This window comes from Providencia sp. PROV223 (assembly GCF_028479245.1).
Taxonomy (GTDB): Bacteria; Pseudomonadota; Gammaproteobacteria; order Enterobacterales; family Enterobacteriaceae; genus Providencia; species Providencia rettgeri.
The window spans coordinates 367,130-392,815 of the sequence record NZ_JAMPNG010000001.1; the positions used below are offsets into that span (position 1 = coordinate 367,130).

31 protein-coding genes are annotated in these 25,686 nt (G+C 42.5%); 2 read left to right on the forward strand and 29 right to left on the reverse strand.

Features of this window, described 5'->3' with window-relative positions; all coding sequences use genetic code 11:
• Positions 1–10: 10 nt before the first annotated feature.
• From arnF to btuC, 9 genes are all read right to left on the reverse strand, one after another.
• On the reverse strand, positions 11–418 hold the full coding sequence (gene arnF / locus PR767_RS01765; protein WP_004910382.1) for a 4-amino-4-deoxy-L-arabinose-phosphoundecaprenol flippase subunit ArnF: 408 nt from the start codon (positions 416–418) through the stop codon (positions 11–13).
• Positions 415–762, reverse strand: coding sequence for a 4-amino-4-deoxy-L-arabinose-phosphoundecaprenol flippase subunit ArnE (arnE, locus tag PR767_RS01770; protein WP_004910381.1), 348 nt, complete (start codon positions 760–762; stop codon positions 415–417). The genes arnF and arnE overlap by 4 nt, the downstream gene beginning before the upstream one ends.
• Positions 759–2,417 carry a lipid IV(A) 4-amino-4-deoxy-L-arabinosyltransferase gene (gene arnT, locus PR767_RS01775; protein ID WP_109911254.1) on the reverse strand — a complete coding sequence of 553 codons (1,659 nt, stop codon included), beginning with the start codon at positions 2,415–2,417 and terminating at the stop codon, positions 759–761. The genes arnE and arnT overlap by 4 nt, the downstream gene beginning before the upstream one ends.
• Positions 2,418–2,424: 7 nt before the next feature.
• On the reverse strand, positions 2,425–3,318 hold the full coding sequence (gene arnD, locus PR767_RS01780) for a 4-deoxy-4-formamido-L-arabinose-phosphoundecaprenol deformylase (RefSeq protein ID WP_115167380.1): 894 nt from the start codon (positions 3,316–3,318) through the stop codon (positions 2,425–2,427).
• Positions 3,318–5,303 (reverse strand): bifunctional UDP-4-amino-4-deoxy-L-arabinose formyltransferase/UDP-glucuronic acid oxidase ArnA, encoded by a 1,986-nt coding sequence (gene arnA / locus PR767_RS01785; RefSeq protein WP_115167381.1) that lies wholly within the window; start codon positions 5,301–5,303, stop codon positions 3,318–3,320. The genes arnD and arnA overlap by 1 nt, the downstream gene beginning before the upstream one ends.
• Positions 5,303–6,295: an undecaprenyl-phosphate 4-deoxy-4-formamido-L-arabinose transferase gene (gene arnC / locus PR767_RS01790; protein WP_004910377.1), complete on the reverse strand. Its 993-nt coding sequence runs from the start codon at positions 6,293–6,295 to the stop codon at positions 5,303–5,305. Before arnC ends, arnA begins: the two co-directional genes overlap by 1 nt.
• Entirely contained in the window at positions 6,295–7,440 is a 1,146-nt protein-coding gene (gene arnB, locus PR767_RS01795) for a UDP-4-amino-4-deoxy-L-arabinose aminotransferase (RefSeq protein WP_109911251.1), read from the reverse strand. Before arnB ends, arnC begins: the two co-directional genes overlap by 1 nt.
• 119 nt (positions 7,441–7,559) lie before the next feature.
• Complete coding sequence (locus tag PR767_RS01800) at positions 7,560–8,333, reverse strand: vitamin B12 ABC transporter ATP-binding protein BtuD (RefSeq protein WP_272519794.1); 774 nt, start codon at positions 8,331–8,333, stop codon at positions 7,560–7,562.
• A gap of 5 nt (positions 8,334–8,338) precedes the next feature.
• Positions 8,339–9,340, reverse strand: a complete 1,002-nt coding sequence (gene btuC, locus PR767_RS01805; protein WP_210845003.1) for a vitamin B12 ABC transporter permease BtuC — start codon at positions 9,338–9,340, stop codon at positions 8,339–8,341.
• Between the two features lie 115 nt (positions 9,341–9,455).
• On the opposite strand from btuC, the gene PR767_RS01810 reads away from it, so the two are divergent.
• Positions 9,456–10,394 (forward strand): RhoGAP domain-containing protein, encoded by a 939-nt coding sequence (locus PR767_RS01810; RefSeq protein ID WP_140170580.1) that lies wholly within the window; start codon positions 9,456–9,458, stop codon positions 10,392–10,394.
• Positions 10,395–10,613: 219 nt separating this feature from the next.
• Entirely contained in the window at positions 10,614–11,249 is a 636-nt protein-coding gene (locus tag PR767_RS01815) for a hypothetical protein (RefSeq protein WP_154629832.1), read from the forward strand.
• A 32-nt stretch (positions 11,250–11,281) separates the two neighbouring features.
• Here PR767_RS01815 and PR767_RS01820 read toward each other — a convergent pair whose 3' ends face one another.
• The 20 genes from PR767_RS01820 to PR767_RS01915 all read right to left on the reverse strand — a co-directional run bounded on the left by PR767_RS01820 (position 11,282) and on the right by PR767_RS01915 (position 25,685).
• A complete protein-coding gene (locus PR767_RS01820) occupies positions 11,282–11,500 on the reverse strand; it encodes an ogr/Delta-like zinc finger family protein (RefSeq protein ID WP_272519795.1) in 219 nt (72 codons plus the stop codon).
• Between the two features lie 71 nt (positions 11,501–11,571).
• Positions 11,572–12,669 carry a phage late control D family protein gene (locus PR767_RS01825; RefSeq protein WP_272519796.1) on the reverse strand — a complete coding sequence of 366 codons (1,098 nt, stop codon included), beginning with the start codon at positions 12,667–12,669 and terminating at the stop codon, positions 11,572–11,574.
• Complete coding sequence (locus PR767_RS01830; RefSeq protein ID WP_102140782.1) at positions 12,666–13,112, reverse strand: phage tail protein; 447 nt, start codon at positions 13,110–13,112, stop codon at positions 12,666–12,668. The genes PR767_RS01825 and PR767_RS01830 overlap by 4 nt, the downstream gene beginning before the upstream one ends.
• A gap of 2 nt (positions 13,113–13,114) precedes the next feature.
• Positions 13,115–15,814, reverse strand: coding sequence for a phage tail tape measure protein (locus tag PR767_RS01835; RefSeq protein ID WP_272519797.1), 2,700 nt, complete (start codon positions 15,812–15,814; stop codon positions 13,115–13,117).
• The gene (locus tag PR767_RS01840; protein WP_036962273.1) at positions 15,807–15,926 is read right to left on the reverse strand and encodes a GpE family phage tail protein; all 120 of its coding nucleotides are present in this window, start codon (positions 15,924–15,926) and stop codon (positions 15,807–15,809) included. Before PR767_RS01840 ends, PR767_RS01835 begins: the two co-directional genes overlap by 8 nt.
• A 14-nt stretch (positions 15,927–15,940) precedes the next feature.
• Entirely contained in the window at positions 15,941–16,249 is a 309-nt protein-coding gene (locus PR767_RS01845; RefSeq protein WP_036962040.1) for a phage tail assembly protein, read from the reverse strand.
• A 9-nt stretch (positions 16,250–16,258) separates the two neighbouring features.
• Positions 16,259–16,774, reverse strand: a complete 516-nt coding sequence (locus PR767_RS01850) for a phage major tail tube protein (RefSeq protein ID WP_036962042.1) — start codon at positions 16,772–16,774, stop codon at positions 16,259–16,261.
• 2 nt (positions 16,775–16,776) lie between these two features.
• Positions 16,777–17,949, reverse strand: coding sequence for a phage tail sheath protein (locus PR767_RS01855; RefSeq protein ID WP_272519798.1), 1,173 nt, complete (start codon positions 17,947–17,949; stop codon positions 16,777–16,779).
• A gap of 123 nt (positions 17,950–18,072) precedes the next feature.
• Positions 18,073–18,693: a tail fiber assembly protein gene (locus tag PR767_RS01860; protein ID WP_272519799.1), complete on the reverse strand. Its 621-nt coding sequence runs from the start codon at positions 18,691–18,693 to the stop codon at positions 18,073–18,075.
• Positions 18,693–20,372, reverse strand: coding sequence for a phage tail-collar fiber domain-containing protein (locus tag PR767_RS01865; RefSeq protein WP_272519800.1), 1,680 nt, complete (start codon positions 20,370–20,372; stop codon positions 18,693–18,695). Before PR767_RS01865 ends, PR767_RS01860 begins: the two co-directional genes overlap by 1 nt.
• A complete protein-coding gene (locus tag PR767_RS01870; protein ID WP_272519801.1) occupies positions 20,369–20,980 on the reverse strand; it encodes a phage tail protein I in 612 nt (203 codons plus the stop codon). Before PR767_RS01870 ends, PR767_RS01865 begins: the two co-directional genes overlap by 4 nt.
• The gene (locus PR767_RS01875) at positions 20,973–21,884 is read right to left on the reverse strand and encodes a baseplate assembly protein (RefSeq protein WP_272519802.1); all 912 of its coding nucleotides are present in this window, start codon (positions 21,882–21,884) and stop codon (positions 20,973–20,975) included. Before PR767_RS01875 ends, PR767_RS01870 begins: the two co-directional genes overlap by 8 nt.
• A gap of 2 nt (positions 21,885–21,886) precedes the next feature.
• Positions 21,887–22,228, reverse strand: a complete 342-nt coding sequence (locus PR767_RS01880; protein WP_272519803.1) for a GPW/gp25 family protein — start codon at positions 22,226–22,228, stop codon at positions 21,887–21,889.
• Positions 22,225–22,848, reverse strand: coding sequence for a phage baseplate assembly protein V (locus tag PR767_RS01885; RefSeq protein ID WP_272519804.1), 624 nt, complete (start codon positions 22,846–22,848; stop codon positions 22,225–22,227). The genes PR767_RS01880 and PR767_RS01885 overlap by 4 nt, the downstream gene beginning before the upstream one ends.
• 3 nt (positions 22,849–22,851) lie before the next feature.
• Complete coding sequence (locus PR767_RS01890; RefSeq protein WP_272519805.1) at positions 22,852–23,235, reverse strand: hypothetical protein; 384 nt, start codon at positions 23,233–23,235, stop codon at positions 22,852–22,854.
• Positions 23,236–23,323: 88 nt separating this feature from the next.
• Entirely contained in the window at positions 23,324–23,941 is a 618-nt protein-coding gene (locus PR767_RS01895) for a phage virion morphogenesis protein (RefSeq protein ID WP_272519806.1), read from the reverse strand.
• The gene (locus PR767_RS01900) at positions 23,938–24,366 is read right to left on the reverse strand and encodes a phage tail protein (protein ID WP_036962064.1); all 429 of its coding nucleotides are present in this window, start codon (positions 24,364–24,366) and stop codon (positions 23,938–23,940) included. Before PR767_RS01900 ends, PR767_RS01895 begins: the two co-directional genes overlap by 4 nt.
• Entirely contained in the window at positions 24,350–24,901 is a 552-nt protein-coding gene (locus PR767_RS01905; protein ID WP_272519807.1) for a DUF2570 domain-containing protein, read from the reverse strand. Before PR767_RS01905 ends, PR767_RS01900 begins: the two co-directional genes overlap by 17 nt.
• A 42-nt stretch (positions 24,902–24,943) precedes the next feature.
• A complete protein-coding gene (locus PR767_RS01910) occupies positions 24,944–25,387 on the reverse strand; it encodes a structural protein (protein ID WP_272519808.1) in 444 nt (147 codons plus the stop codon).
• The gene (locus tag PR767_RS01915; RefSeq protein WP_036962068.1) at positions 25,380–25,685 is read right to left on the reverse strand and encodes a phage holin family protein; all 306 of its coding nucleotides are present in this window, start codon (positions 25,683–25,685) and stop codon (positions 25,380–25,382) included. The genes PR767_RS01910 and PR767_RS01915 overlap by 8 nt, the downstream gene beginning before the upstream one ends.
• Position 25,686 lies beyond the last annotated feature (1 nt).

Genomic DNA, 25,686 nt, shown 5'->3' on the forward strand with positions numbered 1-25,686 from the left:
AACTAAGAAATTATTCTATTCTATCACTTGATGATTTATTAGGTCGGCTAATTAGCCATACCCCTAATAAAATAAAACAGATACCAATGGCCTTTAACCCTGTAGCAGGTTCATTAAACCAAGGTAAGAAAACTGCTAATAAATAAACGAAAACATAGCTTAAGCTAATAAGCGGATAAGCTTTATTCAATGCTATGTATTTTAATGCTAATAGCCAACATAACATCGATAACGCATAACAAACTAACCCTAAAAAAATAATTCCTAAACTAGTAATATTAGCGAGTAACCAATCCAATTGCAGCCAATGCCAGCCAAGTGCGAATGAGGGTAATTCAACTACCCCTGCTTTTAAGCTCAGTTGAGCGACTGTAACTAATAACGCACTGCCAATCACCCATAAATAACCCTTGTTCATACGCTGATACTCATTAGCAAAATACCAAACATAATGGCAGCAACCCCTAACCAGTGGTTGAGCCCAGTTTGTTCTTTATAAACAAACTGGCCAATTAGCGTAATTAACACAAAATTAATACTTAGCATTGGATACGCGATACTTAGCGGCATGGTTTCCAATAATTTCAACCAAAACAACATGCCAAGCCCTAGCATGAAAACCGCCAGCACCAACCACCGAAGGGCTGATGCTGTTTTATTGGTTTTATTACTCTGCCAATTGACGACGGCTTGCTTTTGAGCCACTTGTCCAATACAGGTCAAAACGCTAACCAGCAATAACAGTAATAGTTGTGCAATCATTGTTGATGATAAACCACAATCGCCATACGTGAATTTTTAATAACTTCATCTGGCTTAGGAATATCTGGCAGACCTTCTTTACGGCCTAATAAAAAGACAACAGTTACCTGCCCTTCTTTACGTGCTTTTGTCAGCCATTGTGCAAACTGGTCCGGTTTTATTAAGCGATGTTGGCTATCTGGATATTCCAACCCATAACTTAACTCTCCACTACTATTGTATAAATAGATATTGGAATTTTGAGTTTCCCAAGCAAGACCGGCTGCGACCCCAACATTACTTGCCATCAGATATTTGCTATTCATCAGTAAATCATGATTTTGATGAATAAAGTTTTGAGGTAATTTAGAATCGATGGTGTTGTTCGGCAGAGCACTGCCAATACACAAACTCACGGCCAAAGAGCACGATGCGGCCCATAACCAATATTTCGCATTTAATACCGTACATAGGTAACCGATAATCGCCCAAATAGAAAAGGCAACGACACCTAACACCATTTTTGACCATTCATCAGGTTCGTATAACGGCTTTTTGATCACTGTGCTCACGACAATTACCGCTATAACCGCAGCGATCCCTAATACAACATTAATAATCCCATTAGCTTTCAATGCTTTCATTTTACCACTACGAACGCAGTCAACCCCATACTTTGCCATAAGCAATGCCAATGGCGCCATAAACGGCAACATATACGTTGGTAACTTACCGCGGGAAATACTGAAAAAGATGACGGGAACAACAAACCAGCACAGTAAGAAAAACATATCAGGACTAGATTTACGTTCTTTCCAACCTTTCATGATAGCACCGGGTAACAGCCCTGCCCATGGAATAGCGCCAAGAATAATAATCGGAATATAATACCAAAACGGTGCGATATGCTGAGCATCATCTGCCGTGAACCGCTTAATGTGCTCAATCCAAAAGAAATAATGCCAATAATCAGGCTCTTGTTTTGCAACCGCCAAAGCCCATGGCAAGCTGATAATAACCGCAGAAATTATTGCAAGCGGCCCATATTTGAGTAGCTCAAGAAACCGCTTTTGATAGATTGTGACAGGCAGCATGACAATCACTGGAATAGCAAGGGCTAAAAAGCCTTTGGTCATAAATGCCATGCCACAAGCTAGCCCAAGACAAAGCCACGCCGCTAATTTGGACTTTACTTCCCTCGATTTCATTGCCCACAAGCAACAAAACATACTTGCCGCTATCCATAAAGACAACATTGGGTCGAGTACACTGTAGGTCCCGATGGAAAACACTAAGAACATCGAGATATAAATGAGGCTTGCAACATAGGCAACGTGGTTATTACGCCACATCATCTTTGCCATACGATAGACAAGTAATGCACTGAGAAGAATACAAAAAACCGAACCAAAGCGAACAGCAAAATTAGTTTCACCAAAGATCATTTGGCTAATATTGTTTATCCAGTAACCTGCCACTGGTTTTTCAAAATAGCGTACATCCAGCATGTAAGGAACAATCCAATCGCCACGCTGTAACATTTCACGGCTAATTTCTGCGTATCGCGTTTCATCTGGTTGCCAAAGTAAACGACTATTCAACGGCAACAAATAGGTTAGGATAAAAAAAAGAGCCAGCAGAGAGGCTCCTACTTTGCTCGCTCGGTTATTCAACATAGGTTGCTTATTCCTCTTCTTGGCAGCCTAGCCAGCCTTCACGTCCGGGGAATGGTGCCCTCACCACACGCCCTTTGGGCAATGAATTCAAATTGTCTGGCAGTAATTCACTCAATGTACAGAATTGGATTTCTTCTTGTGTAATTCGTTCCAATAATTGTGAAAATTGTTCCGATTTGGACATTCCTTCCACTTCTGTATGGATAGTATAAACTGGAACGCCTTGATCTTCTTTAATTGCTTGAAGAATAAAATCATTAAATGCATCATCACTCACGACTGTCCCTACGACTTCATCGTAAGTCGGCAGTGTGACAGGGATTTGAACCGTCCCGAGTGAGCCATCGGCTAAAATTGGCCTAAATGGGTATTTACCACGACAATCACTGTTGTAGTCAAAGTTAAACGCTTGTTTAACTTCCAACACACGCTCATCACCTCGCCAACCAGCAACGGCAGAACAAGTCACTCGGTGTCCAATGGCTTGCTCCAGCGCATCCACCCCTAACTTAACTTGCTCTGTTAGTTGCGGTTTGCTCCATTTGGCAACTTTAGCCTGCCAACCTTGATGGTCCCATGCATGTAAGCCAACTTCATGACCAGCATCCAAAGTTTGTTTCATCAAATAACCTAAATCTTTAGCAATTTTTTTACCCGGCCATGCTGTGCCCGCTAATAAGATATCTAACCCATAAAGGGATGCAGCGTTCGACCTAAGCATTTTCCACAGAAATTTAGGACGCAAGAGGCGCCATAAATGGCGCCCCATGTTATCGGGTCCTACACTGAAGAAAAAGCTGGCCTGGATATTATGCTCTTTGAGCACTTTGAGTAGCTGTGGAACCCCTTTCAAGGTACCTTGGTAGGTATCCACATCAATTCTCAAGCCAACTTTTTTCATTAGTCTTTATTACCTAACTCTTCAACTGCACCTTGTAAGAAGAAATCTAATGTTTCTTCGATGGTATCTTTCATATCGATAGTTGGGACCCAATCCAGTAAACGACGTGCATTTTCAACACTTGGTTTACGGTGTTCAACATCTTGATACCCTTGGCCATAATAGCTGCTGCTTTCGATTTCACGGAAGCCTGCAAATGGAGGAAATTTCCCACGTTGAGGGTGTTTTTCGAAGCTTTCCAACAACATTTCTGCTAATTCACGAATACTCGCTTCGTTAGTTGGGTTACCGATATTGATGATCTGACCATCACATTTGCCATCTTTGTTTTCGATAATACGGAATAACGCTTCGATACCGTCTTTAATGTCTGTAAAGCAACGTTTTTGTGCACCACCGTCAACCAGTTTAATTGGCGAACCTTCAACTAAGTTTAGAATTAACTGAGTAATCGCACGCGAACTACCAATACGTGCAGAATTCAAGCTATCTAAGCGAGGCCCCATCCAGTTAAATGGACGGAATAAGGTGAATTTTAAACCTTCTTTCGCACCGTATGCCCAAATCACTCGGTCAAGTAATTGTTTAGAAACTGAGTAAATCCAACGTTGTTTATTGATTGGGCCGACGATTAAGCGTGACTCGTCTTCATCAAACTCTTTATCATCACACATACCATAAACTTCAGACGTCGATGGGAAGATAATACGTTTGTTATATTTCACGCAGTAACGTACAACTTTCAAGTTTTCTTCAAAGTCTAATTCGAAAACGCGTAATGGATTACGGGTATATTCGATTGGCGTTGCAATCGCAACCAGAGGCAGAATAACGTCACATTTTTTGATGTGGTATTCAATCCATTCTGTATGGATGCTAACGTCACCTTCAATGAAGTGGAAGCGTGGGTTACCAATAAAACGCTCAATCGCAGAAGAACCGATATCCATACCATAAATATCGTAGTTACCGTCTTTTAATAGGCGCTCCGTTAAATGGTTACCAATAAACCCATTCACACCTAAAATAAGAACACGTGTGCGGCGTTTAACTTGTGCTGTTGGTTTTGCTCCAACACGGACATCAGTTACGATACCCATTTCGTTAGCAAGGCGGCTACCTTGCATATATAAACCAGTCTCGCTTTGGCCGCTAATCACTTCGATAGCGCCTTGCCCGCAAGCAATACGCAGTGGGTCACTCGAAAGTACCGTACCAGCTGCTTTACCTTGATTATCATCTAAAACGCGTGCGCGCCAGATAACCATTTTACGTGCGCCTAAATAAGTGAACGCACCTGGGTAAGGTTCAGTTACTGCACGAATTAAGCAGTTAACTTCTTTTGCGCTATTATTCCAATTAATCAAACCATCTTCAGCGGTACGACGACCAAAATATGTTGCTTGGCTTTCATCTTGTGCAACTGATTTGTAGCTACCAGCTTCAATTAATGGCAGTGTTTTATTCAATAAAACTTCCGCCGCTTCACGTACTTTCGCATGTAAAGTCAGGCTAGTGTCTGTATCGGTAATCGCCACTTTTTCTTGAGCAATAATATCGCCAGCGTCAGCTTTAGCTACCATTTTATGTAAGGTCACACCAGTTTCGCTTTCACCTTTTAATAATGCCCAATTAATAGGTGCACGACCGCGGTATTTAGGTAGCAATGAGCCGTGTAAATTAAACGCACCTTTAGGCGCGATAGCTAACAGCTCTTCACTTAACATATCACGATAGTAGAAAGAGAAAATCACATCAGGTTTCATTTCACGAATACGTTCAATCCATAATGGATGATTAACGTTTTCAGGCGCAAAAACAGGAAGCTCCATGTCAGCACTTAAACGCGCAACTGAGGAGTAAAAGTGGTTTTCATTTGGGTCATCAGTGTGTGTAAACACTGCTTGGATATCAAAACCTGCTTTTTCAAGCGCTTTTAGCCCTACGCAGCCAATATCATGATAGGCAAAAACAATAGCTTTCATTAGTCTTCTTCCTGATTTTTGTCGGATTTCGCATCTGCTCCAACGACTTTTTGAATAAAATAACGAGGTCTTGCGCGCACATCATTGTAGATCCTACCGATGTATTCGCCCAGTAGCCCCATGGCAACAAATTGTGCACCAATAAACATAAAGAGTACTGCAAACAGAGTAAATACGCCATCTGCTGCCCACTCTGCGCCAAAAATTAAACGCAATGCAATTAACAATACCGCTAATAAAAAACCGCCAGCAGCGATAATACTTCCTACAACACTCAATAAACGTAGTGGCGCTGTAGTCAGGCATGTTAATAAGTCATACATTAAATTAATCAGCTTCATAAAGCTGTATTTAGAATCACCAAACTCGCGTTCTGCATGCGCTACATCAATTTCAATGGTTCTACGTGCAAATGTATTTGCCAAAATAGGAATAAATGTACTTCTTTCATGACATTGCAACATAGCTTGAATGATATGACGGCGGTATGCACGTAACATACAGCCGTAATCTCCCATTGAACGCCCTGTCGCTTTGGTGATCATCGCATTGATCATTTTAGAGGCTGTTTTGCGAAACCAAGAGTCTTGGCGATTCGCACGGCGCGTACCAACTACATCATAACCTTGCATAGCTGTTTGCACTAAACGTGGGATTTCCTCTGGTGGATTTTGTAAATCCGCATCCAAAGTAATCACTAAGTCGCCATCAGCTTGGTTAAAACCCGCCATAATAGCAGAATGCTGCCCATAGTTACGGTTTAAAATAATTGCAATAACGTGGTTATCTGGATTTTCTGCGGCTTCTGTAAGCATTTGTGCTGAACGATCGCTACTACCATCATCAACTAGAATTAATTCATAGGATTGAGTTAATTGTTTACATGACTTGATAGTACGTTCTAACAGTTGCGGTAAACTCTGCTCTTCATTATAGACAGGGATAACCACTGAGACTTTTTTAATCTCATCAAATTCATCTGCGTGTGACACTATTTTGACTCCAAAAGAACTGCTTCTACAGCTTTAACGACCCGTTCAACATCTGCATCAGTCATATCGGGAAATAAAGGTAACGAACACAATGTGGCGCTATTCCATGTTGATTCAGGTAAAACTAACTCAGGGTATTTTTCGCGATAATATTTTTGTGTATGCGCGGCACGAAAGTGCAACCCTGTTCCAATATCATGCTCTTTCAATTTTTCCATGAATGTATCGCGATCAATACCGCATGCTGCTTTATCGACACGTACCATAAATAAATGATTTGCATGTAAATGAGAGTAACTAGGGACACTCAACATTTGTAAAGGAGAATTTTTCAGTAACTCACGATAACGAGCTGTAAGTTCCGCACGACGCTGATTTAATTGCTCAACTCGTGATAACTGCACCACTGCAATCGCGGCGTGAATGTCTGATAAATTATATTTAAAACCGGGCTCAACAACCTCGGCTTGCGGCTTACGGCCTTGCATTTGTCTATCAAACGCATCAACCCCTAGACCGTGAAACTTGAGTGTACGTACACGCTGAGCAAGTTCATCGTCATCTGTTGCGACTAATCCCCCTTCCGCACAGGTGACATTTTTGATGGCATGAAAAGAAAAAATAGACGTTCCCTTTTCGCCAATCCACTCATCTTTATAACGAGTACCCACGGCATGTGCCGCATCTTCGATTAATGCTACACCGGCTTTTTGAGCAATCAAACGCAATGCGTCAAGATCACAAGGAGCTCCCGCATAGTGTACTGGGATAATAGCCTTTGTTTTTTCTGTTAACGCTTTTTCTACGGCATCAGGTTGGATCATTAATGTATCACGATCAACATCAATCATGACCGGTGTTGCCCCAAGCAACTCAATCATATTGATTGTAGATACCCATGTTTGAGAAGGCGTGATGACTTCATCACCAGGACCAATACCCAATGCCATTAATACAACATGCATGCCTGCAGTAGCTGATGACAATGCAATTGCATGTTTACAGCCATAACGCTTACAAAAATCGTCTTCTAGCTGATGATTCTGTGGGCCTGTTGTTATCCAGCCTGAACGCAGAACGTTTTCTACTGCCTTGACCTCTTCATCACCAATTGCTGGTTTTGAAAATGGTAAGAAATTGCTCATATTGTTAATAGCCTAGTTTTCATTGTGAATAGAATATTCTAGTTAATTATACTTTAACCGAACCTCAACACCTGCAAACATTGCGGGATTATCATGTAAAAATGTGTGATAAAAACAACTTATTCCTTATCCGCTAAATTTATAACCTGCCACACTTGATGAGATGTACTGTGACTTAACTTAATTTCAGACATAAATATGTCAGATAAATTATTTTCTGTCATTATGCACTCTGGTTTCCCTATTGCGACTAACTGTCCTTGTTTCATCATCCAAATACAAGATGCATTTTTATATGAATGACTAAGGTCATGACCACTCATTATAACGGTTCCTAAGCAATCACAAAAATATTTAATCCATTTATCAAGCATCGATTGCTGAATAATATCTAAATTATTGGTCGGCTCATCCAATAATATGAATTTTCCCTTGCATTGCTGTTTATCCCAAACCTGCAAAAATGCGGCTGTAATTCGAACCCTCTGCCATTCTCCACCCGAGAGTTGGCTAATAGGTTTACTTAATAATGATGTCAGTTGAAAATCTGAACATAAGTGCTCAAAAATATCATTGGAAAACAAGGTGTCAGGTGAAAAAAGGCCAACGTATTGAAAAACTTTGAGTATAGGAACGTAACTAACTAATTGTGAAAGATAAGCACGCTGTTGGCTTAATTGTGCAATACGATATTGCCGTATACTTCGGCCATCAATTAAAATATCGCCGCCTACAGGTAAATAACCGCTTATCGCAGCTAATAATGTACTTTTTCCCGCCCCATTCGCACCCAATAGATGAATTTGTTCTCCAGCCCGCACTTGAGCTGAAACATTAATCAATCGAGTATCGACGGTAATATTTTTAATATCAATAATTAATTTGTTATCCATCACTTCTACCGCCATTGTTGGTGACGAATTAACAAGAAAATAAATATCGGTGCCCCTAAGGTGGCCGTAATAACACCAATAGGAACTTCAGCATTGTCGATTAATAACCGAGACAGTATATCTGCAATTAATAACCCTAATGCCCCTGCTACAGCAGAACCAACTAATAATACTCGGTTATCTGTTAAACCACTTAATCGCAATATATGAGGAATAACCAAACCAATAAAACTAATCGCACCCGCAATAGCGACGCTGAGGCCAATTAATACACCACTAATAATAATTAATATCACGCGCCATTTATGGACTGAGATTCCTAATTGATAAGCTTGTACTGTACCTAATGAAAGATAATTCAGTATATTACCTTGGAAGAGCACCCAAATTAAAAACGGTAAACAGCCAATAACAAGGCCAATTTGACGCCAATCAACCCCACTAAAACTCCCCATCATCCAATACAGTAACTGCCGCAAATCAAGGTTACTGCTCATATACACCATCCATGTCATACAAGCCCCACTAATCACACCAAGTGCAACCCCAACAAGCAATAAACTCGAATTATTCAAATTCTTACGACGAGCAAAGTAAAGCAATATGGAGGTAAATAATAAAGCCCCTATAATCGCGCTAACACTTAATAGCCAATAATGCGTCACACCTGATGATAATAATACAGTCAGCACCACCGCGACACCCGCACCATTACTAACCCCTAATAAGCCTGGTTCTGCTAAAGGGTTTTCAAATAAAGCTTGCATTATAGCCCCTGTGACTGCAAGAGCTGCGCCAATGACAATGACCGCTAGTGTGCGGGGAAAGCGAATTTGCCAGACAAACAACTGCGCGGGATCATCCATCCATTGGCTAGGCCAATACCAAATCTCCCCTGCACTGAGCGACAATATTGCAATGATAAAAAGGGAGAAAAACAAAAATACGATTAAACGTATGTCTGATTTATTTTGTTGTTTTTGTAATCCAAGCAAAGAATAAGTCATATATATATTTACTTATTTATTATTGAGTTAGAAAATTACCGTTTTTTATGCAAGATATATTATCACCATAGATTTAAATTAATTTTTAATTTTAACATAATCTCTATGGAAACCTATGAAAGCTAGAAACAATGCACTCAAATCATCGCTGATAACAAATCCTCACGAAAATATGCGCCCCTCTAGTGAGAAGAAGAAAGGATTTATAAATTCAATTAGAAAAATTAATGTTCTGTCTAGTATAAAAAACTATATCTTACGCAAGTTTCAATCAAATACGGTCAAACACTATCCCACCTTCTCTACTGAAATGCCCCCAACCTCACCAATTTGTGAAAAAGACAAATTAGCTGCGAAAAAGATAGAGCAAGAAAACATAAAGGCTATCGATTACTGTAAAGAACTCACTGGCGATGAAAAAATGAATTATCTTCAGCTTAATAAACTGGGTAGCGCCATTTTAACTCACCCAAATTACAGGGAAACAATTGGTCTTTTTCGCACATCAGCAAATGCGCTTGAGCGTGATAAATTAGTCTCACACCTACTCGCAGGCAAGCCACTTAAAGAATATCTTTTAAACAAAGATATTGTTGATATTAAAATTCTTACTTCAGCTTACAAAAAGATTGCTGCTAATCTAATAGAAAAAAATATTCATTCATTAGAAACCTCTCCAAAATCCATTCATAAATTAGCCGATGTAGTACAACAAAAATCTGCGTTATTAAAGGAAATTTTCGCTCAAAACTCAATCAATCAAGACAAAAGAGAGCTACTGAAAGAACTAGATAAAAATGCTCAACATGCATTTTTATCTCTTGAAAAAACACCGTTAACACTACAATTAGTCATTCCTCTATTCGCTGAAATCACAAAAAATCAGCAAACAAATAAAATGGATGCTTACAACTTAGCAACTTGCTTTGCACCAAGTTTAGTCACTAGCTCAGGCCTACCTTTTGCTTCTCAGATTAAATTAAATAGTGACGCACAAATTTACATAGAAGCTCTAATTAATCACGATTTAAAATTGCAATCCTATGATGTCTAATCAACTCTCAACTACTATCACAGTTTCCAAAAACAAAAGACCGCCTAGGCGGTCTTTTGTTTTTATATAACTGATTGTTTTATAGATGGATTTATAAAACGTCATCCACATTACATCCACATGTAACCCACTTTTAGCATTAGCCCCTTGCAATAAGGGGCTTTACTTATCGTTTAAAGCCGACTTTAATTTATTCTCAATTCAATAAGGGGAAATATAATGCTTAGAATATTTTTTGGTGATGTAAAACACACTACGAGTACCAATTTTTTTACCCAAGTTAAAAAACTTTTTATTTGCTCTGCGTTTTCCGTATTTGCATTGATGGTTGGTATCAGTTCGGCTTCTGCTGCACCGTACCTCAAATCAAGTGAAGATTGCACAAAGCAAAATGAAGTTTACGCAACAATGAATGATGCAATGGAATATTTCAGTGATTATTACCCTGAAAATAATTCACTCGAAATTATTAGCGAATCACCATTAAAAGTTAGGCTTTCAGCAGTAGCTTTTGAGCAAGACGGGCAAGACGTAAAGGAGCTACTAGCTAAACGAGCCATTGTCTATGGTGTTTATCGCTCATTAATTAATACACCCAATGATAAAGTTACTATCACTTCTTATTTAGTTGATACGAATGGAAAAAAACTGAAAGATTCACCTGAATATACAACAACTATCACTAAACCACAGGCATTAGAGATCATTAAAAAATATATTCCGGTTAATAATTTGAGTGAACTAACCGATGATAGCTGCTCTTTTACTACACGGTTCAATGAATTACGATTTGATGATAGTGGTAAAAAAGGCTTTGATACTTTTTTCAACGAATTGATTAGTGTTTCTAAGTAATATTTAGCCCCTCAATTGAGGGGCTTTGATTTCTATAATGCTAAAGGCGGTTGTTGGTATTTGTTCGGATGCGGTTCAACAACATTAACATGTGCGGGTTTAACAACAATTTTTGTCACTGATTCGTGACTGACAAATGTGCAACCACAATTAATATTTTGGCATTGGTTGTAGCGTTCTTTGGTTTCGGATGATACTTGATAGGAACTACGAGTGTGTGCAGCGTGACCGCATTCAGGACAATTCATCATGATTATATATCCTTTGTCATGATGTTGATGTTACGTAAATTATATCATGTGTTTTTATACAGTCTAAAAAATTATTCATCAGCCATATCTAAATCTGAAATCTTCACCTCTAACTCTAATGCGCTTGTAAAACCACTGTCATTCAGTGAATGAACGACTCGCGTTAATGTCCAGTCCGCATTATCAATTTCGGGTTTAAATCCGCTGACGGTGATAGGCATTTCAGGGTAAAGATCTGCACGGCCAACAGCGAGTTGAATCGAAAATGACGCAACACCACGTTGGATTTTTTCCCAATTGGCTTTTGCGGCTCGGGCGGCATTTTCTTTCGTGGCGTAGGTATGAGAAAGCGTGAGAACGTTCCCTTGTTCGCCGGCTAAATATTCCCCTTGCTTTTCTTTCGGTTCAGCGGGTTTTGCAGGTTGTTTGCTTTTTCGCTTACGCTTTACCGTCACTGCTTTTTTCTTTTTCGGCTCACGTGTATCAAGCCAGTTAGCAATAACACCGGTGTATGCACCACGATCGGCAAGTGAAAAACGGTGTCCGTCACCTACTGAGCGGGTGATATGCATTGTTTGAATGGGTTGTCCAGTTGCGGTGAGCCCTTGGCCTTGTTTCATAAACAGTAAGTTTCCGTTTTTAACCGCAACAATTGCTCCCTCTGATTTAGCCACTCGTGTGAGAAATGAGCCGTCCGATTCGTTGGTTTGGTCAATATGAGCGAGTTTAATTTTATCTAATTTTTCATCAATAACCGCCTTTAACTTATTGCGTTCCGCCAAGGTGCGGACAATATCGCCCAACGATTTTTGATGGTAAGACTGCTCACGCTTGATGTTTAAAGTGTCGCGAAAGTCCGCACTACGACCACGGATCGTGAGCTTATCTGGCACGCCGCTATGTTCAACCTCATCAACCGTAAATGTCCCCTTGTAAATCAGCGGTGAGTTTTTCCAGCCAAGGTGTAATGACAGGGTTTCACCTCGCTTTGGTAAGGCGAGTTGTCCGTCGCTATCATCCAATTCAATATCTAATTGGTCAGCTTCAAAGCCGCGGTTATCCGTCATGGTTAATGACATTAAACGCCCCTGAATCAGACTATTAATATTTTCACCGCCTGCCGCAAGCACAAATGCAGGGGTTAGTTCATCCTTGGTTAAAAAACTCATAGCGGTAAGGCTCCACGAATATCATTGAGTTGCTGACCTAGATCACCAAACATTTGAGACAGCGATTCGTCCGTGCGTTTTAATTTCAGCGTAAATTCAATTTTTCTGGCCGAGCCATCATCAAAAAAAATACTTTTCGATTGGGTGATTTCTTCAATCACAAACATACCGTAAATGGTGCCTGAGCCATCAATCAGCGACCATGCTTTCCCCGTTTCTGCCATTTGCTCCAATACCAGCAATGACAGTCTGCCGCCAGTCAGTGACGGAAATAATGAGCCACTTAATGTGATATCGTCATTATCAAGGCCGATAAATTGAACTGCGGGACGTTTGCCGACACGATTATTCACGCCATAACGGTATTTTTGGTTAATTTGCATCATCTGGTAAGGCGTTGTATTTAATTGAAAGACAAACAAGCCTAGTGCTGCCATTGCCATAATTAATCGTCCTCGCTGTCTTGATACCGACTCAGTCGTCTTGCCTGTTCACGCCGTTGGTTTTGCTCTAATTGTCTGGCGACTTCTCTTGCAATATCGTTTGCTGACTGGTTCGGTAATGGATAAACATTGATAGTGACCGGCGCAGTATTTGCCGCATGATTGCTTTGGTTTATGTTTGTTGGTGCGGATTGATAGCTATTTGCGGGTAAAGCATACGGATGGATGGGTTTTGCTGTCGCGGTCATAGAGCCCATGGTTAATGCCGCCGCAGCCAGCGCAGCGGTTTTTCTCCGGCTGGTTATATGAGCAGGGCCAGTTACTATTTCAGGGGCTTTTTCGCCGACAATGCCAAATTGTCCACGAGGGATAAATCCGCCATTGTCGAACATGCCCGCACTTTTCATACCGGCTTGAATAACGGTCACTTGTGACATGGCGCGGACAGTTTTGGTTTCATCTGAAAGCATCCAATCGGGTAATATGTTTGTGGCCATTTGCTTGAGTTCGGCAAATTGAGCTTTCAGTGCCTCCCATTTTTCCAGAATGCCGTTTTTCAGGCTATCAATGATCTCACCGCCAATTTGTTTAAAACGTTCCGGTAAACCTTTAACATCCGCGACAATCTGATCCCACTTATCAGAAATGGTTTTCTTAACTAATGCCCACATGCGAGAAGTGATAGCGACAATCTCATCCCAGTGTTGATAGACTAGCCCGACAAGCCCCCAATTCAGCACATAGGATTTAACCCCCTCCCAAAACTGGGAAAATATCTCTGTCACTCTGTTCCATAATTTTTTTGCGTACGGAACGATATCATCCCAATATTTATAAATCAGGTAAGCCGCGCCAGCGATAGCCGTAATAATTAAGATAATCGGGTTAGCTAATAGCGCACGGCCTAGCATCATAAATGCCGTTCCAATTAACTTAATAGGCTTAATCAGTAATGATAGAAAACCACTGCCTTTGATGCCTAATACGGACAGACTTAATTTCGCCATGGCGAGTGGTCCAATTAATGCCGCAATCATCAATGTGATACCGCCACCAACGGCCAGCACCGCACCTAACCCCAATGTGATCATGGTGATTTGTTTGACCAGTTCAGGGTTTTTCTTTGCCCATTGGCCAAACTTCGAAATGAGATTAGTGACTCGTTTAGTGATATCCCGCAAAGGGCTATCCGCACCGCCAAAAATTTGTATCCCTACATCTTCATAAGCCGAGGTTAAGTTTTTCAAGTCGCCATCAAGGTTATCTGTCATGGTTTTGGCAACTTTTTCCGCTTCCCCTTTAGCGGCTTTGATTTCAGCAATCATGGCTTGCAACTGACCGGAGCCAGCTTGGTCAACCAATACTGAGAGGGCAGAAAATGCCTCTTCACCGGCAATATGTTTAAACAGTCCAGCACGCTCTGCCGTACCCATTTTTTTAGTTTTTTTGTCTAGTTCGGCGAGTATGTCGGTAAATTGGCGCAAATTACCTTTGGCATCACGGGTTTTAATCTTCAATTTATCAAGGGCTTCGCCGGCCATTTTCGGCGGCTCTGCCAAACGCCCTAAAATAGAGCGTAAGCCTGTACCGGCCATACTGCCTTGAATACCCGCATCACCGAGTTTACCGGCGGCAACGGCGGCGGTTTCTAAATCGACACCGAGCCCCGAAGCAACCGGTGCAACATATTTCATTGTGTCGCCAAGCATAGTGAGGTTGGTATTAGACCGCGTAAACGTGGCGACAAGGGCATCACTGACACGGTTCATTTCATTAGAATTCAGCTTAAAGCCGGTCAAGATGTTGGAACCAATATCAGCCGTGGTGGCCAAGTCGATATCACCGGCCAATGACATGGATAAAGTACCGGACATGGCATTTTTAATTTGCTCTGGCTTAAAACCAGCCATGGCATAGAACGCTTGGCCTTGTGCAACTTCATTAGCGGTAAATGCGGTTGTTGCCCCAAGGTCTCGCGCTTGCTCCCTTAACATCTTGTAGTCGTCGGAATTTTTATCAAGGCGGGTTAAGGCTTGCACTTTCGACATGCCGATTTCAAAATCATAGCCTGGTACTAAGACTTTTTTAGCCGCATAACCTAACCCCACACCGGATGCAAGCATACCCGCGCCGCTACCGGCCATTTTATTACGTACCCCCATGGCATTTTGATAGCTATTTTTTGCCGCAGACATTCGCTTTTCTTGGTTGGCCACCCGTTTTAGTTGCTGCTCTTGTTGCTGTAATCGCCGGCTTGTGCTGGCAATGTCGCTATTTAATTTGATTTGGGCTTGGCTTAGCTGGCGTGTTGAAATGCCACTGCTTCTTAGGGCTTCCCGTTGGCGCTGCAGTGAGGCACTCAGTGTGCTGGTTTCAGCTTTGAGTTTTGCGGCCGCCGCTTTTGCGCGGTCAAGCTCCAGTGATTGTGCCCTCGTGGGATTTTGAACGGTGGATAATTCACGTGCGAGTCGGCTAACTTTAGCTGTGGCTTGTTGGTAGGCGTTATTCGCTGCATCAAGGGATTGCTTGGTTTTCTTAAATCCGTCAATTTGCTTGGCTTGGTTGTTAAGCTCTTTGAGTTGTTGTTTAGATTGGCGGAGGGTTTCCGCCAATTTTTTATTCGACGCTTGAGCGCTCTTAAACGGTTTCGTAAATTTATCGACGGCGCTTAAAATCACCTGTAAACGTAAATCTTTACTCATCTTCTACACCGCTACGTTTAAGGGCGTGATAACGCCATTCTAATAATTCGGTTAGGGAAAATTCATCGGTGACAGCGGGTGACCAGTGAAAAATAGTGGCAATATCTGCCACTAAATCATTGACGGTTAATCGTTCTGGAAATCCATAGTCACCGACTTCGGTAACAAAAAAAGCACAAGCTCTTTGGTTAAATTCAGCATATCCGCTGGGTTCATCATGATTAATTCAGGTTTCGTCAATGCCGGTGCGGTGACGCGGGGTAATACCAACATCGCCGAATCCACATCCATTTCCATCAGTGCGGCTAAGCGAACACCACGCAATGCGCCAGAATTGGGTTTACGTACCACAATCTCTGTCACTGTGGTTGTTCCACGCGTGATGGGTTCATCTAGCGTGACGGTGATTTGATTTTTTTCTACGGGTTCAGTCATTTACTTTTCCTATAAACCTAATGCGGCGCGTTGTTCTTCTAGGCGGTCAACACCATCAACTTTTTCAATCATATTGAGTAAATCAATCTCAATGAGTGTTTCACCATCCCAAATGAGTTTGTAATACGTAGCATTAAAAGGCGCTTTGACTTGGGTATTTTCACCGGCCTTGCCATTACCGGAGTCAATTTCACTGAATCGACCCCGTAACACGACCTCAACCGCAGTGTATTCTTTGGTATCTTGGCGTTGATAGGCACAATTGAGGCGCAACATCACGCCATCAATTTGAGTGATCCCCCATTGCTTATAAAGCTGGGCTTCTAAGCCTCCAAATGTTAATTCGGCAGAGAGTGCATCATCTTCTAACCCCATATCAATCTTGACGCCGCCATTCATGCCGCCGCCGCGATAGGTTTCAAATTTACGAGTGATTTTCGGTAGCGTGATTTCTTCAATACGCCCCATATAGCTTTCACCTTCATTGAATAAATTTAAATCTTTAAGTTTGCGTGGTAAGGCCATGATTACCCCTTAATTTTTGAGCCAAAATCTAATAAATAGCGGTCAGTAATACGCTGACGTAACAGTAAGTTTTCCAGTGGGGGGACGGCTGTATAGTCATAATCAATGTATAACTTGCCGCTTTTCAGCTCTTCTTTGGTGTTAACGTCTGGATCGAACCAACATTCACCGCCTAACAAATAGCCTTGCGTTGTCATACTGCGTAGTTTTGCATTGATACTTTCGATAATATCGCGAGCCAGTGAGGGATTAAGCGTACCGTCAATTGACCAGTCCAACCCCTCGGCGATGGTGTCAGATAACACCTGCGCGGTGCGGGTGTAGGATTCAAAGGCAAACAACGGATCATCAGAGCAAGTACGGGAGCCCCAAAATTTGAAGCCGTTATTGCGAATTAGCGTGGTGATATCGTTTTCGTTGAGTAAGCCGGCATCGGTGGCAGGGTCTTGTAAATCCCATGACACATCGGCAGAAATACCGGTTACACCATTAATGCCCACGTTAGACAAGGTTTTATGCCAGCCTATTTCATTATCAATTTTGGCACGTAAACCCAAAGCACATGCGGTGGCATAGATATTACTCTCTGCGTTCGCGACGGTATCCCAACTTTGGAATTCAGGCCAAATCAACATTAATTCGCGTTGATTAAAGTTTTTACGGTAATCAATGGCATCCGAAATGGTTTTACTGCCATAGGCGCTAATATAAGCCATGGCTCGCATTTTTTGCGCAATGCCCGCAAGCGTTGATGAAACCGCCTGTGTGTCATGAGCCGGTACGGCTAGAATGCGAGGTTTAACACCTAAACGGCCTTGCGCCACGGTTAATGCCTGTAAGCCGGTTTTACGTCCATCGGGCGTGGTGCCACCAATAATATTTGAGGTGGTTTCTGCTTCGTTTTCGCCTTGTTCAACACGTACAACGACGGTGACCGGTTTTGATTGGTTACCGATGGCATCCAGTGAGCGAGCAAGCGTGCCGGTTTCGCCAGCTTTACCTGCTGCATTTTTCACATCTGTAATTAAAACAGGGGTATTGAGTGGAAAGGCTTTTGTGTCTGCATCATCGGCAGTACACACCATTCCGACAATGGCGGTATTGATGGTGCGAATAGGTCGCGTGCCTTCATTGAGTTCAATCACTCGCACGCCGTGGTGATAATCTTGAGCCATTACTAGCGTCCTCTATTTTGCAATAGCTCAATTTTGGGTTGGGGTTAACGCAAATGCACGAAATGGCGATTGTGTGAAGGATGAAACAAAGCCCCATTGGTTGGGGCTCAGAGTAGATTAATGTTATTCGGGTTTTTCAGGCCAATCAATATCTGGTGCGAGTGAAGTATCAACACGGTTTAACAAAACACGGTATGTTTTCCACGCTGTTAATTTTGCTTTGTAATCGTCATTATCAAGACCTACTTCAATGGCATCTTGTAAATATGTGATAGTGGCATTCGCTTCCTCTAATCGCTGCGTCTTTTCCTGCTCGGCTTGTGCAACCAATACCGCTTTTTGAGCTTCAATATCTGTTACCCATTTTTTGCCGTTCCACTTATCAAATTCTGTTTTCGGCTCTAAGAGAGTTAGCGTATCGGGCAAATCGCCAATGAAATCAACTTCCATCGATTGACGGGTTTCCGTACTGTAAGCCGTTTTCCCTCGGTTATCTGTCACGATTTCCCATTTAGAGCCATCTTCACTACGTACCACCGCGAAACCGGCTTTTGTCGGTAATTCTGGCGCATCAATATAAGCACCAGCCGAGACGCTGACATCAAAATAAATATTCTCCATGCTCGCGTTCAAATATTCGCGCGTTTGTGGGTCTGCAATATAGACTTTAATCCAACCCGCTTTTGTAGCTAAACCATTTTCGCCAATTTCGGCTTGTTCAATCTCTAAATTATAATTTTTCATTATGCTGCTCTCACGATATATAAAAATGCAATGTTGCGCGGACGTGTTTCTGTTCCACCCTCAAGGTTCATCGCGTCTTTTGCAATTGAACGACGGCTACCATTACCTCGACCGAAATAAGCAGTACCAGAGCCGGAATCTTCACCAATTACCGAGTGGTTATGTGCTCGAAATGCATCTCCTTGAGCTGATAAAACCGCGCGACCTGTATCGACACCGCGCCCCGCATCAAGACCACGCAGGAACTCCCCTCGTAAATCAGGTAAAACTCCCGTTGGGTATGCTTTTGCTAAAAGTGGATAGGTTGTTTTATTAAATGATTGACCGTTGCAGATTAAATAACCTGTCGGTGGTGAGGATTGAGGCCAAGGTAGAGGAATGCCTACTTGACAATCACTAAGCTCATCTGATCCCGAAACTTTTAAATTTCCATTGCGGTCTTTAGTTGTGTTCTTATTTGTCCATACGTTACATTTTTCAATTGGTGTGTTCGTGCCACCCTTTCTTATGATTTGTAACCAGTCCATTCCATAATTTGACAATAACAACATTTGAGAATTACTTTCTCTTGAATATTTTGTGACAATGCATGAGCCGTAAAAATCGGTGAAACCTAGCTCTTTCATACCTTCCGTAGTATGCGCTATATTAAAAATACCAACTTTATTTTTTCCCATGTTGGCGGTACTTCCAATCCAACCGTTATTCTCCGTGCCTCCTATTCCAAAATCACCAACATGCATTAATGTTCCACTAGAATCAGGTAGAACGTGATTCCGCCACTGTTTCCCTTCTATTCTTGTATTTATTCTCGCAACACCAGCTACAGTCATATCAAGCTGCATATAAGCTTCATTTTCACCCGTTACCTGAATCACATTGGCATCTACAGTATTGTTTACTCGTACTCTACCTGTAATGTTACCGCCTGCTTTATCAAACTTCTTATCAAGGCCATTATTTAACTCTGTATTGGTTGCATAGTCACCCGCAGGGGCGTAATTTCCTTTAGGTTGATATCTGCCGTCTGATTCAATTTTTGAATAGCTGTACCCAAGTGCGGCAAGTTTACCAATCTCAGTCGTAAACAAATTCAGGCTAGGGACTTTGTCGTTATCGTTGCCTTTCTGGCCTGAAATGTTCGCCTTGTCGAATTTTTTATTTAAATCCAGCTTGGTTTGTGCTGAAAGTGCATCAATTTTTTTGTCCAGCACGGTGATTTCAGTATTTACATACTCGCGAGTTGCCAGTACAACTGATGGGTCAATTTTTAATGTGACCGATTCAGTGTGGCTGACAATCAATACCATTCGAATAGATTGCGTACGGCCGGAGCCCTCCGCTAATTGTGGCTTGTACGTTTCGGGGCAGTTTGCTACCGCAATTAAATTACCGGCTTTATCAAATAACCCAATCTCACGTATCCACCAACCGCCATCCTGTTCGGGAATAATTTGTTCAGCAATGATTTGATTTTTATTTTTATCATCAATAAACAAAGTGTTAATAGCGGCTCTGCGTTTTTCAGCAATTAATTTAGTTTGATTGGTATCTGGCGTTGGTAAACTCCCGCCACCATCACCCACCGCCATATGTGTTAATTCAAGTTTTGTGCCTAGCGCTGTCGCTTGGGCTAATAAGTTCTCACCTAATTTTGTGAGTAAGGCAAAGTATTTCATTGTGAATTAATCCTCATTTCATCAATTAAGTGAATAGCCGCGCCTTGAACATCAAGGCCAGAAACCGAAATTAAAGGCGGTGTATACGCGTAAACAGTCAATGAGTCACCGGTGTAACTGGATGCCGCACAATAAAATTCACCTCGGGTTTCTAGTTGAATAGTGAGTCCGACAAGGTGACGGCTTGCCGGCTTGGCATCAAAAATTAATGCCTCTAACTCTTGATACATTTCCTCGGTGATACCCGTTTCAAGAACCCCGATATCAAGACGAAACGTGCCGGCGGTTTCGTTGGTTTTCCACCACTCAATCACACGGATTAAATAACCCAACGGCTCAACCACACGGCGCAATGCACCAATGGTGCCCTTGTGTTTATGAATAAACATGGCGGCTTTCACCGCATCCCGTTTGGCTTTTTCTGTCCAGTTTTTATCCCACCGGTCAACGCTGAACGCCCACGCCAGATACGGCAGCAAATGCACGGGGCATTTATCAGGGTTCCAAAGTTCACGAATAGGAATAGGCACGCGCTCAATCTGTGCCAGTGATTCAGCCGCCGCAAGCTCTAACGGTGATGAGCCGACAGGTAATAAACGATTATTCATCTGAGCCCCCTAATGCCACGTTAATTTGTGTGCAGAAGCTGGCCTGTGTTTTATCCAATTTGATATCTGCAAACGGCTTTTTCAGTTCAACGCGTTGCACGCCTTGAACATGCAAAGCGGCATAAATGGCACTGAGCACAATGTCACGGCCTAACCGGTGCTGCTGTGTTGCATAGCATTTCACTTGCTCCTCTGCCGCCGCCATAATCGGCTCATATTCAGGTGAGGGATAACAGTAAATCACCGCGTCGATTTCATAGTTAACGATGGTTGCCGATTGCACTGTCACACGATCAGCAACCGGCCTAACGTCCTCATCGTTTAACGCAATATTCACTTTCTCAATTAAATCAGCCGGTGCGCTGCCGTTCCCCTCGCGGGATAAAACAGTAACCGTGACGTGAGCCGGTAATGGGCTAATCACAGAAGCGTCAGAAACCCGACCATCAGCGCTGCGAGCGTGATATTCATAACTGCCAATCGGGCCAGCTACGCTTAACGCTTCGAAAGCGGCCGGTATACGCATGCGTAAATTAGAATCTGACTCATACACCGGTGCAATCGGTGGGATAGCGTTTTCATCACCGGCTGATAACATCAGGCGTTTCACGTTGTTATTGGCCGCGAGTTGGTCAAGGTCGGCACCGGTGGCAAAGGCCACCATACTTGCGCGAGCCGCTTCATTGACTCGCTGACGTAAAATTAATTCACGGTAACAATTTTCTTGTAATAATTTGGTGAGCGGCTCAGATTCCAATTCTAAGGTGCGGGTGATGGCTTCCCGTTGTTCTGCCGGCATCGCACCAATTAGTGCGGCTTTGCGTTCGGCAAAGAGCACCTCATAATCTAACGTTTCGACCACATCCGGTGCCGGTAATAAACTTAAATCAATACTGGCTGCCATCGTTACCTCACATTAACCGAAAAATTAAGTGACTGATTGGTGTCTTGGTTTGTGGCTTCAATATCCACAATCATTTGCGCAGCCTCGGTGCTATTTAGGCTAATGCGAGTTAATAAAATGCGTGGCTCCCATTTCAACAATGCGGTGTAGCACGCAGACATTAACTGCAATTTCAGTGCGGGATTTTGTGGCTGGTCGATAAGTTCTGATAATAGCGAACCATAATTTCGCCGTGCGACGCGTGAGCCAATAGGCGTGATCAAGATATCGCGCACGGATTGGCGTATATGCTCAATATCGGAAAGGCACTTTCCATTTTCTCGACTCATACCGCAATATCTCATTGAGGGCCATCCGTGCGACTTCCGCCGCGCTCAACACCACCATGATCGTGATCATCCAGAACAATCCCATTTGATGAAAACGTCCCATTTTTATGAACAATATCTCCGGTCATTTCGCCGCCCTCAGTCACATTGAGCGTGGCGCAAGTCAGATTTTCCGAACAAATCACCGTTGGTGTGGTGAGATTAATTTGTTTACTTGCATTGACGATAACCACATTTGTTGTGGCATTAATTTGTTCGCTGGCGTCAATTGTGGCCGTTTTAATCCCTGTTGCGATTAATGCACCAGTGGCGGGTTCATATTCAATAATTGCCCCGTCTGAATAGGTTCGGTGGTCTGCTGTGAGTGAACTGGTCGGCTCGGCATGTTCATTGGAAAAGATACCGGTTAGCACAAATGCCGTGGTAAGTTCGCCGCCTAAAGCAAGGATAAGAACTTGCTCACCCACGCTAGGTGCATTCATGGTGCGAGTACGACCAGCACGTAAGGTGATCCAATTTAGCCAGTCGGTTTCTAAGCTTCCAATTTGTACGCGACAGCCTTTCTTGGCATTCACATCTGTCACGATACCAATTCGGATCAGGTTTTTAATTAGGCGGCGAATCTCGGCAGACATGGTTTATTTACTCGCTGCCTTGACTGCCGACAAAAGCACACCGCGAGCCAACCCCTGCCAAAAACACCAAAATACAAAGAACGGCACAACAATCCACTGACTTGTTATGAATAGGATAATCACACCGACCGCTGTCAATAAAATCACCGTTCGATAAATCCACTCATCAAGCGGTATGAGAAAATTTTCGAAGCCCTCAAAGGTATATTCATAATCTTTATTGGATAAAAAAGGCGTGAGAGTAAAAAATAATTTAAAGCCGTGAAGTGAAATGTACGTATTGATGATCACCACAGAAATATAGTTACCTACGCCCGTATCAAAAAAGATAACCAGTGAGTAAATAATGATAAATAGAGTAGGAATTAGCGGAATGTATTTACGCATGACAACCTCAAAAAAATGATTTTCTTAAGCGTGCCATTGATAGTGTATTGATTGCAGCTACTGCCTTTTGTTCAGTCTGTGATACACATTATCGTGAGAGAAAATCAATAATCTGGCTTTCAATATGCCTGATTTCTTGCGGAGTGAGCCCTAACAACTGGCGTGATGGATAGGTTATTTTTGCATTACCAATGCGTTCTGTTAAACCGAACTGGTGTACACCGGCAATATTTGCTGCGGAAGGTAAAAAATAAATGACAGCTTCTTTATCGCTATTATAGGCGCGTAAAAAACGGGCAGTGGCGAGCTTTTTAAACATGCGGGTTTGCTTGGTTTTGCGCTCTGTACTGATTTTTTCTTTCTTGATACTGATATAGCGCTGAATATCTGATTTGCGAAATGAGCGCTGGGCTTTTTTATTCGCGTCTTGGCCAGTGATTGTTTTGCTATTACCACGCCAGTTCCGTAAGGTACGTTTTTGACCGTACCACACAAATTGGATCTCACGCTGTACCGTGACGAAATTCGCTTTGCGTTTGGTGTATGGGCTGCCATCCGGATTTTTTTGTTGTGAAATGCGCTTAATTTGAGAACGGCGTAAATCGCGAGTGATTTCTTTGGCGAGCTGCCGGCGCTGGCCTTGCGACATGCGATTTAATAAATGCGTTAATTCACTGTCAAGTTGACGCAAAGTATCATCATTCATCGTGTCGTTGGCCATTCATTAAACGGGTTAGCCGGCTCAGGGGTAGCCTCAATCACATATTTGCCGTCGTTATCAATCGCTAATACACGCTCGGTGAGATTTAAATCAATACTGATGTGGGCGGTTTTGTTATCTAAAATCACCGCCTCAAATCTAAAATCTTGTTGCCGCTTTGCGGGGTTCGCTGAAATATCGGATTGATTTTTTCTTAGCCAATCATTGACTACCGCAATTAAGACATTTTGGTCACCACTATAGCGCTCAATAATAATATTAGCGGTGTATTCATATTCAAAACTGGGCGTTTCTTCTAACGTGGAAATAATCCGCCCATTTTCAACGAACAAGTATAAATTTTCGGGGTTATCTTTGAGAAATGGAATTTTGCTGTCTAAATATTCCCGTAAGTTAATGAGCTTTTTCACGGTTCCGTTCCTCATCAAATTGCTCAATCGCACTTAGTTGAATATTGGCAGTTTCTAAGGCTGCAAGTAAAGGGTCAACCATCAAAGCCAAATCGCAATAAGTTAGAACCCGTCCGGTAGAGGCGGTGGTACTTGCTGGGTTAGTGTTTTCGGAATGGGAACGCATTGCGTTTGCACGGATACGGTAGGCGTTGTCGAGCACCCGATCAGCAAGATACTTAGGCACAGATAAATCACACGTTGGCTCGTTTTTAAGAAGGGTTTTATATTCAATTTTTCTTTCCTCGGCGGTGGCGCGTTGAATAATACCGCGACGATAGGCATCACCCGCGATTTGATTTGCACGGTGAAAACTTAATGATTGGTCAGAGATCAGCGCGGATTTTTTATCAACGTCTAACGAAAGTTGTTGGTTTTCTGCCGTGAGTATGCCGACTCGTTCATTGAGCCGGTCTATTTTTTTAAGACTTTGCCAGCTGGCGAATATGACACCGGCGACAAGGAATAATGCGAAAGCGATTACCCACTTTTTCATATTAAACATAAGCTTTTCGTCTCGCATTATTGGGTTTAAACATCACAACATCGCCCACGCTTTTTCAAACAGATCATCACTGTATGGCTGCTGACCATTTTCAACATGGACAATCGCTTTAGCGATTTTGAATGCCGTTTCTTTGTCATAAACATCAAGGCAATCACGACGGCCAAAGCCCGTTTCTTTACAGACACGATTAATATAACCCTCTGTATTATTGCGGTCTTTTGCCGGTGCCCAACGTTCAATAATTTCTTCCACCGTATCAATTTTGCCGCAACCAACCCCTTGCTTTCCCGCGTAGGTTGAATAGGTCCGCAAAAGCTTGAATAATGCGCGAATACCGTATTCAGGTTGCTCAAAGCGGCTATGACGAGGCTCAATGCTAGGGTCAAATGCCAGTTCTCCTCGCCATGGGTTTCTCGGGTTATAATCAATATTGCCCGGATTATTGTTGCGTATGCCGCGTGGTACGTTAGACATGTTTTCCTCCAGTAAAGCGTGACCATAAATAGGAAAGTCCGATACTTCCCATTGCACCAAATACACCGGTGGTGAATAGGGTGATATAAATGCTCTGATTGCCCTCAATACAGAGCAATCCGCCTAACAACCCGACAAAGCCGGAAACGACCATTTGCATAAAAGCCGCAAACCAGCTCCACGGGGCATTATTCGTTTTAACGTCAATGATGTATCTCACAACACCTCCCCACATTGAAATGAAGAGCATTAATAACCACTGTGCGATACCGAAACTGTTCGGATCTTTATCAAACATG

What these genes read in the sequence shown, in the direction of transcription:
- arnF (WP_004910382.1), bottom strand. Translation starts at nt 418, where the DNA reads ATGAACAAGGGTTATTTATGGGTGATTGGCAGTGCGTTATTAGTTACA.
- arnE (WP_004910381.1), bottom strand. Translation starts at nt 762, where the DNA reads ATGATTGCACAACTATTACTGTTATTGCTGGTTAGCGTTTTGACCTGT.
- arnT (WP_109911254.1), bottom strand. Translation starts at nt 2,417, where the DNA reads ATGTTGAATAACCGAGCGAGCAAAGTAGGAGCCTCTCTGCTGGCTCTT.
- arnD (WP_115167380.1), bottom strand. Translation starts at nt 3,318, where the DNA reads ATGAAAAAAGTTGGCTTGAGAATTGATGTGGATACCTACCAAGGTACC.
- arnA (WP_115167381.1), bottom strand. Translation starts at nt 5,303, where the DNA reads ATGAAAGCTATTGTTTTTGCCTATCATGATATTGGCTGCGTAGGGCTA.
- arnB (WP_109911251.1), bottom strand. Translation starts at nt 7,440, where the DNA reads ATGAGCAATTTCTTACCATTTTCAAAACCAGCAATTGGTGATGAAGAG.
- PR767_RS01800 (WP_272519794.1), bottom strand. Translation starts at nt 8,333, where the DNA reads ATGGATAACAAATTAATTATTGATATTAAAAATATTACCGTCGATACT.
- btuC (WP_210845003.1), bottom strand. Translation starts at nt 9,340, where the DNA reads ATGACTTATTCTTTGCTTGGATTACAAAAACAACAAAATAAATCAGAC.
- PR767_RS01810 (WP_140170580.1), top strand. Translation starts at nt 9,456, where the DNA reads ATGAAAGCTAGAAACAATGCACTCAAATCATCGCTGATAACAAATCCT.
- PR767_RS01815 (WP_154629832.1), top strand. Translation starts at nt 10,614, where the DNA reads ATGCTTAGAATATTTTTTGGTGATGTAAAACACACTACGAGTACCAAT.
- PR767_RS01820 (WP_272519795.1), bottom strand. Translation starts at nt 11,500, where the DNA reads ATGATGAATTGTCCTGAATGCGGTCACGCTGCACACACTCGTAGTTCC.
- PR767_RS01825 (WP_272519796.1), bottom strand. Translation starts at nt 12,669, where the DNA reads ATGAGTTTTTTAACCAAGGATGAACTAACCCCTGCATTTGTGCTTGCG.
- PR767_RS01830 (WP_102140782.1), bottom strand. Translation starts at nt 13,112, where the DNA reads ATGGCAATGGCAGCACTAGGCTTGTTTGTCTTTCAATTAAATACAACG.
- PR767_RS01835 (WP_272519797.1), bottom strand. Translation starts at nt 15,814, where the DNA reads ATGAGTAAAGATTTACGTTTACAGGTGATTTTAAGCGCCGTCGATAAA.
- PR767_RS01845 (WP_036962040.1), bottom strand. Translation starts at nt 16,249, where the DNA reads ATGACTGAACCCGTAGAAAAAAATCAAATCACCGTCACGCTAGATGAA.
- PR767_RS01850 (WP_036962042.1), bottom strand. Translation starts at nt 16,774, where the DNA reads ATGGCCTTACCACGCAAACTTAAAGATTTAAATTTATTCAATGAAGGT.
- PR767_RS01855 (WP_272519798.1), bottom strand. Translation starts at nt 17,949, where the DNA reads ATGGCTCAAGATTATCACCACGGCGTGCGAGTGATTGAACTCAATGAA.
- PR767_RS01860 (WP_272519799.1), bottom strand. Translation starts at nt 18,693, where the DNA reads ATGAAAAATTATAATTTAGAGATTGAACAAGCCGAAATTGGCGAAAAT.
- PR767_RS01865 (WP_272519800.1), bottom strand. Translation starts at nt 20,372, where the DNA reads ATGAAATACTTTGCCTTACTCACAAAATTAGGTGAGAACTTATTAGCC.
- PR767_RS01870 (WP_272519801.1), bottom strand. Translation starts at nt 20,980, where the DNA reads ATGAATAATCGTTTATTACCTGTCGGCTCATCACCGTTAGAGCTTGCG.
- PR767_RS01875 (WP_272519802.1), bottom strand. Translation starts at nt 21,884, where the DNA reads ATGGCAGCCAGTATTGATTTAAGTTTATTACCGGCACCGGATGTGGTC.
- PR767_RS01880 (WP_272519803.1), bottom strand. Translation starts at nt 22,228, where the DNA reads ATGAGATATTGCGGTATGAGTCGAGAAAATGGAAAGTGCCTTTCCGAT.
- PR767_RS01885 (WP_272519804.1), bottom strand. Translation starts at nt 22,848, where the DNA reads ATGTCTGCCGAGATTCGCCGCCTAATTAAAAACCTGATCCGAATTGGT.
- PR767_RS01890 (WP_272519805.1), bottom strand. Translation starts at nt 23,235, where the DNA reads ATGCGTAAATACATTCCGCTAATTCCTACTCTATTTATCATTATTTAC.
- PR767_RS01895 (WP_272519806.1), bottom strand. Translation starts at nt 23,941, where the DNA reads ATGAATGATGATACTTTGCGTCAACTTGACAGTGAATTAACGCATTTA.
- PR767_RS01905 (WP_272519807.1), bottom strand. Translation starts at nt 24,901, where the DNA reads ATGAAAAAGTGGGTAATCGCTTTCGCATTATTCCTTGTCGCCGGTGTC.
- PR767_RS01910 (WP_272519808.1), bottom strand. Translation starts at nt 25,387, where the DNA reads ATGTCTAACGTACCACGCGGCATACGCAACAATAATCCGGGCAATATT.
- PR767_RS01915 (WP_036962068.1), bottom strand. Translation starts at nt 25,685, where the DNA reads ATGTTTGATAAAGATCCGAACAGTTTCGGTATCGCACAGTGGTTATTA.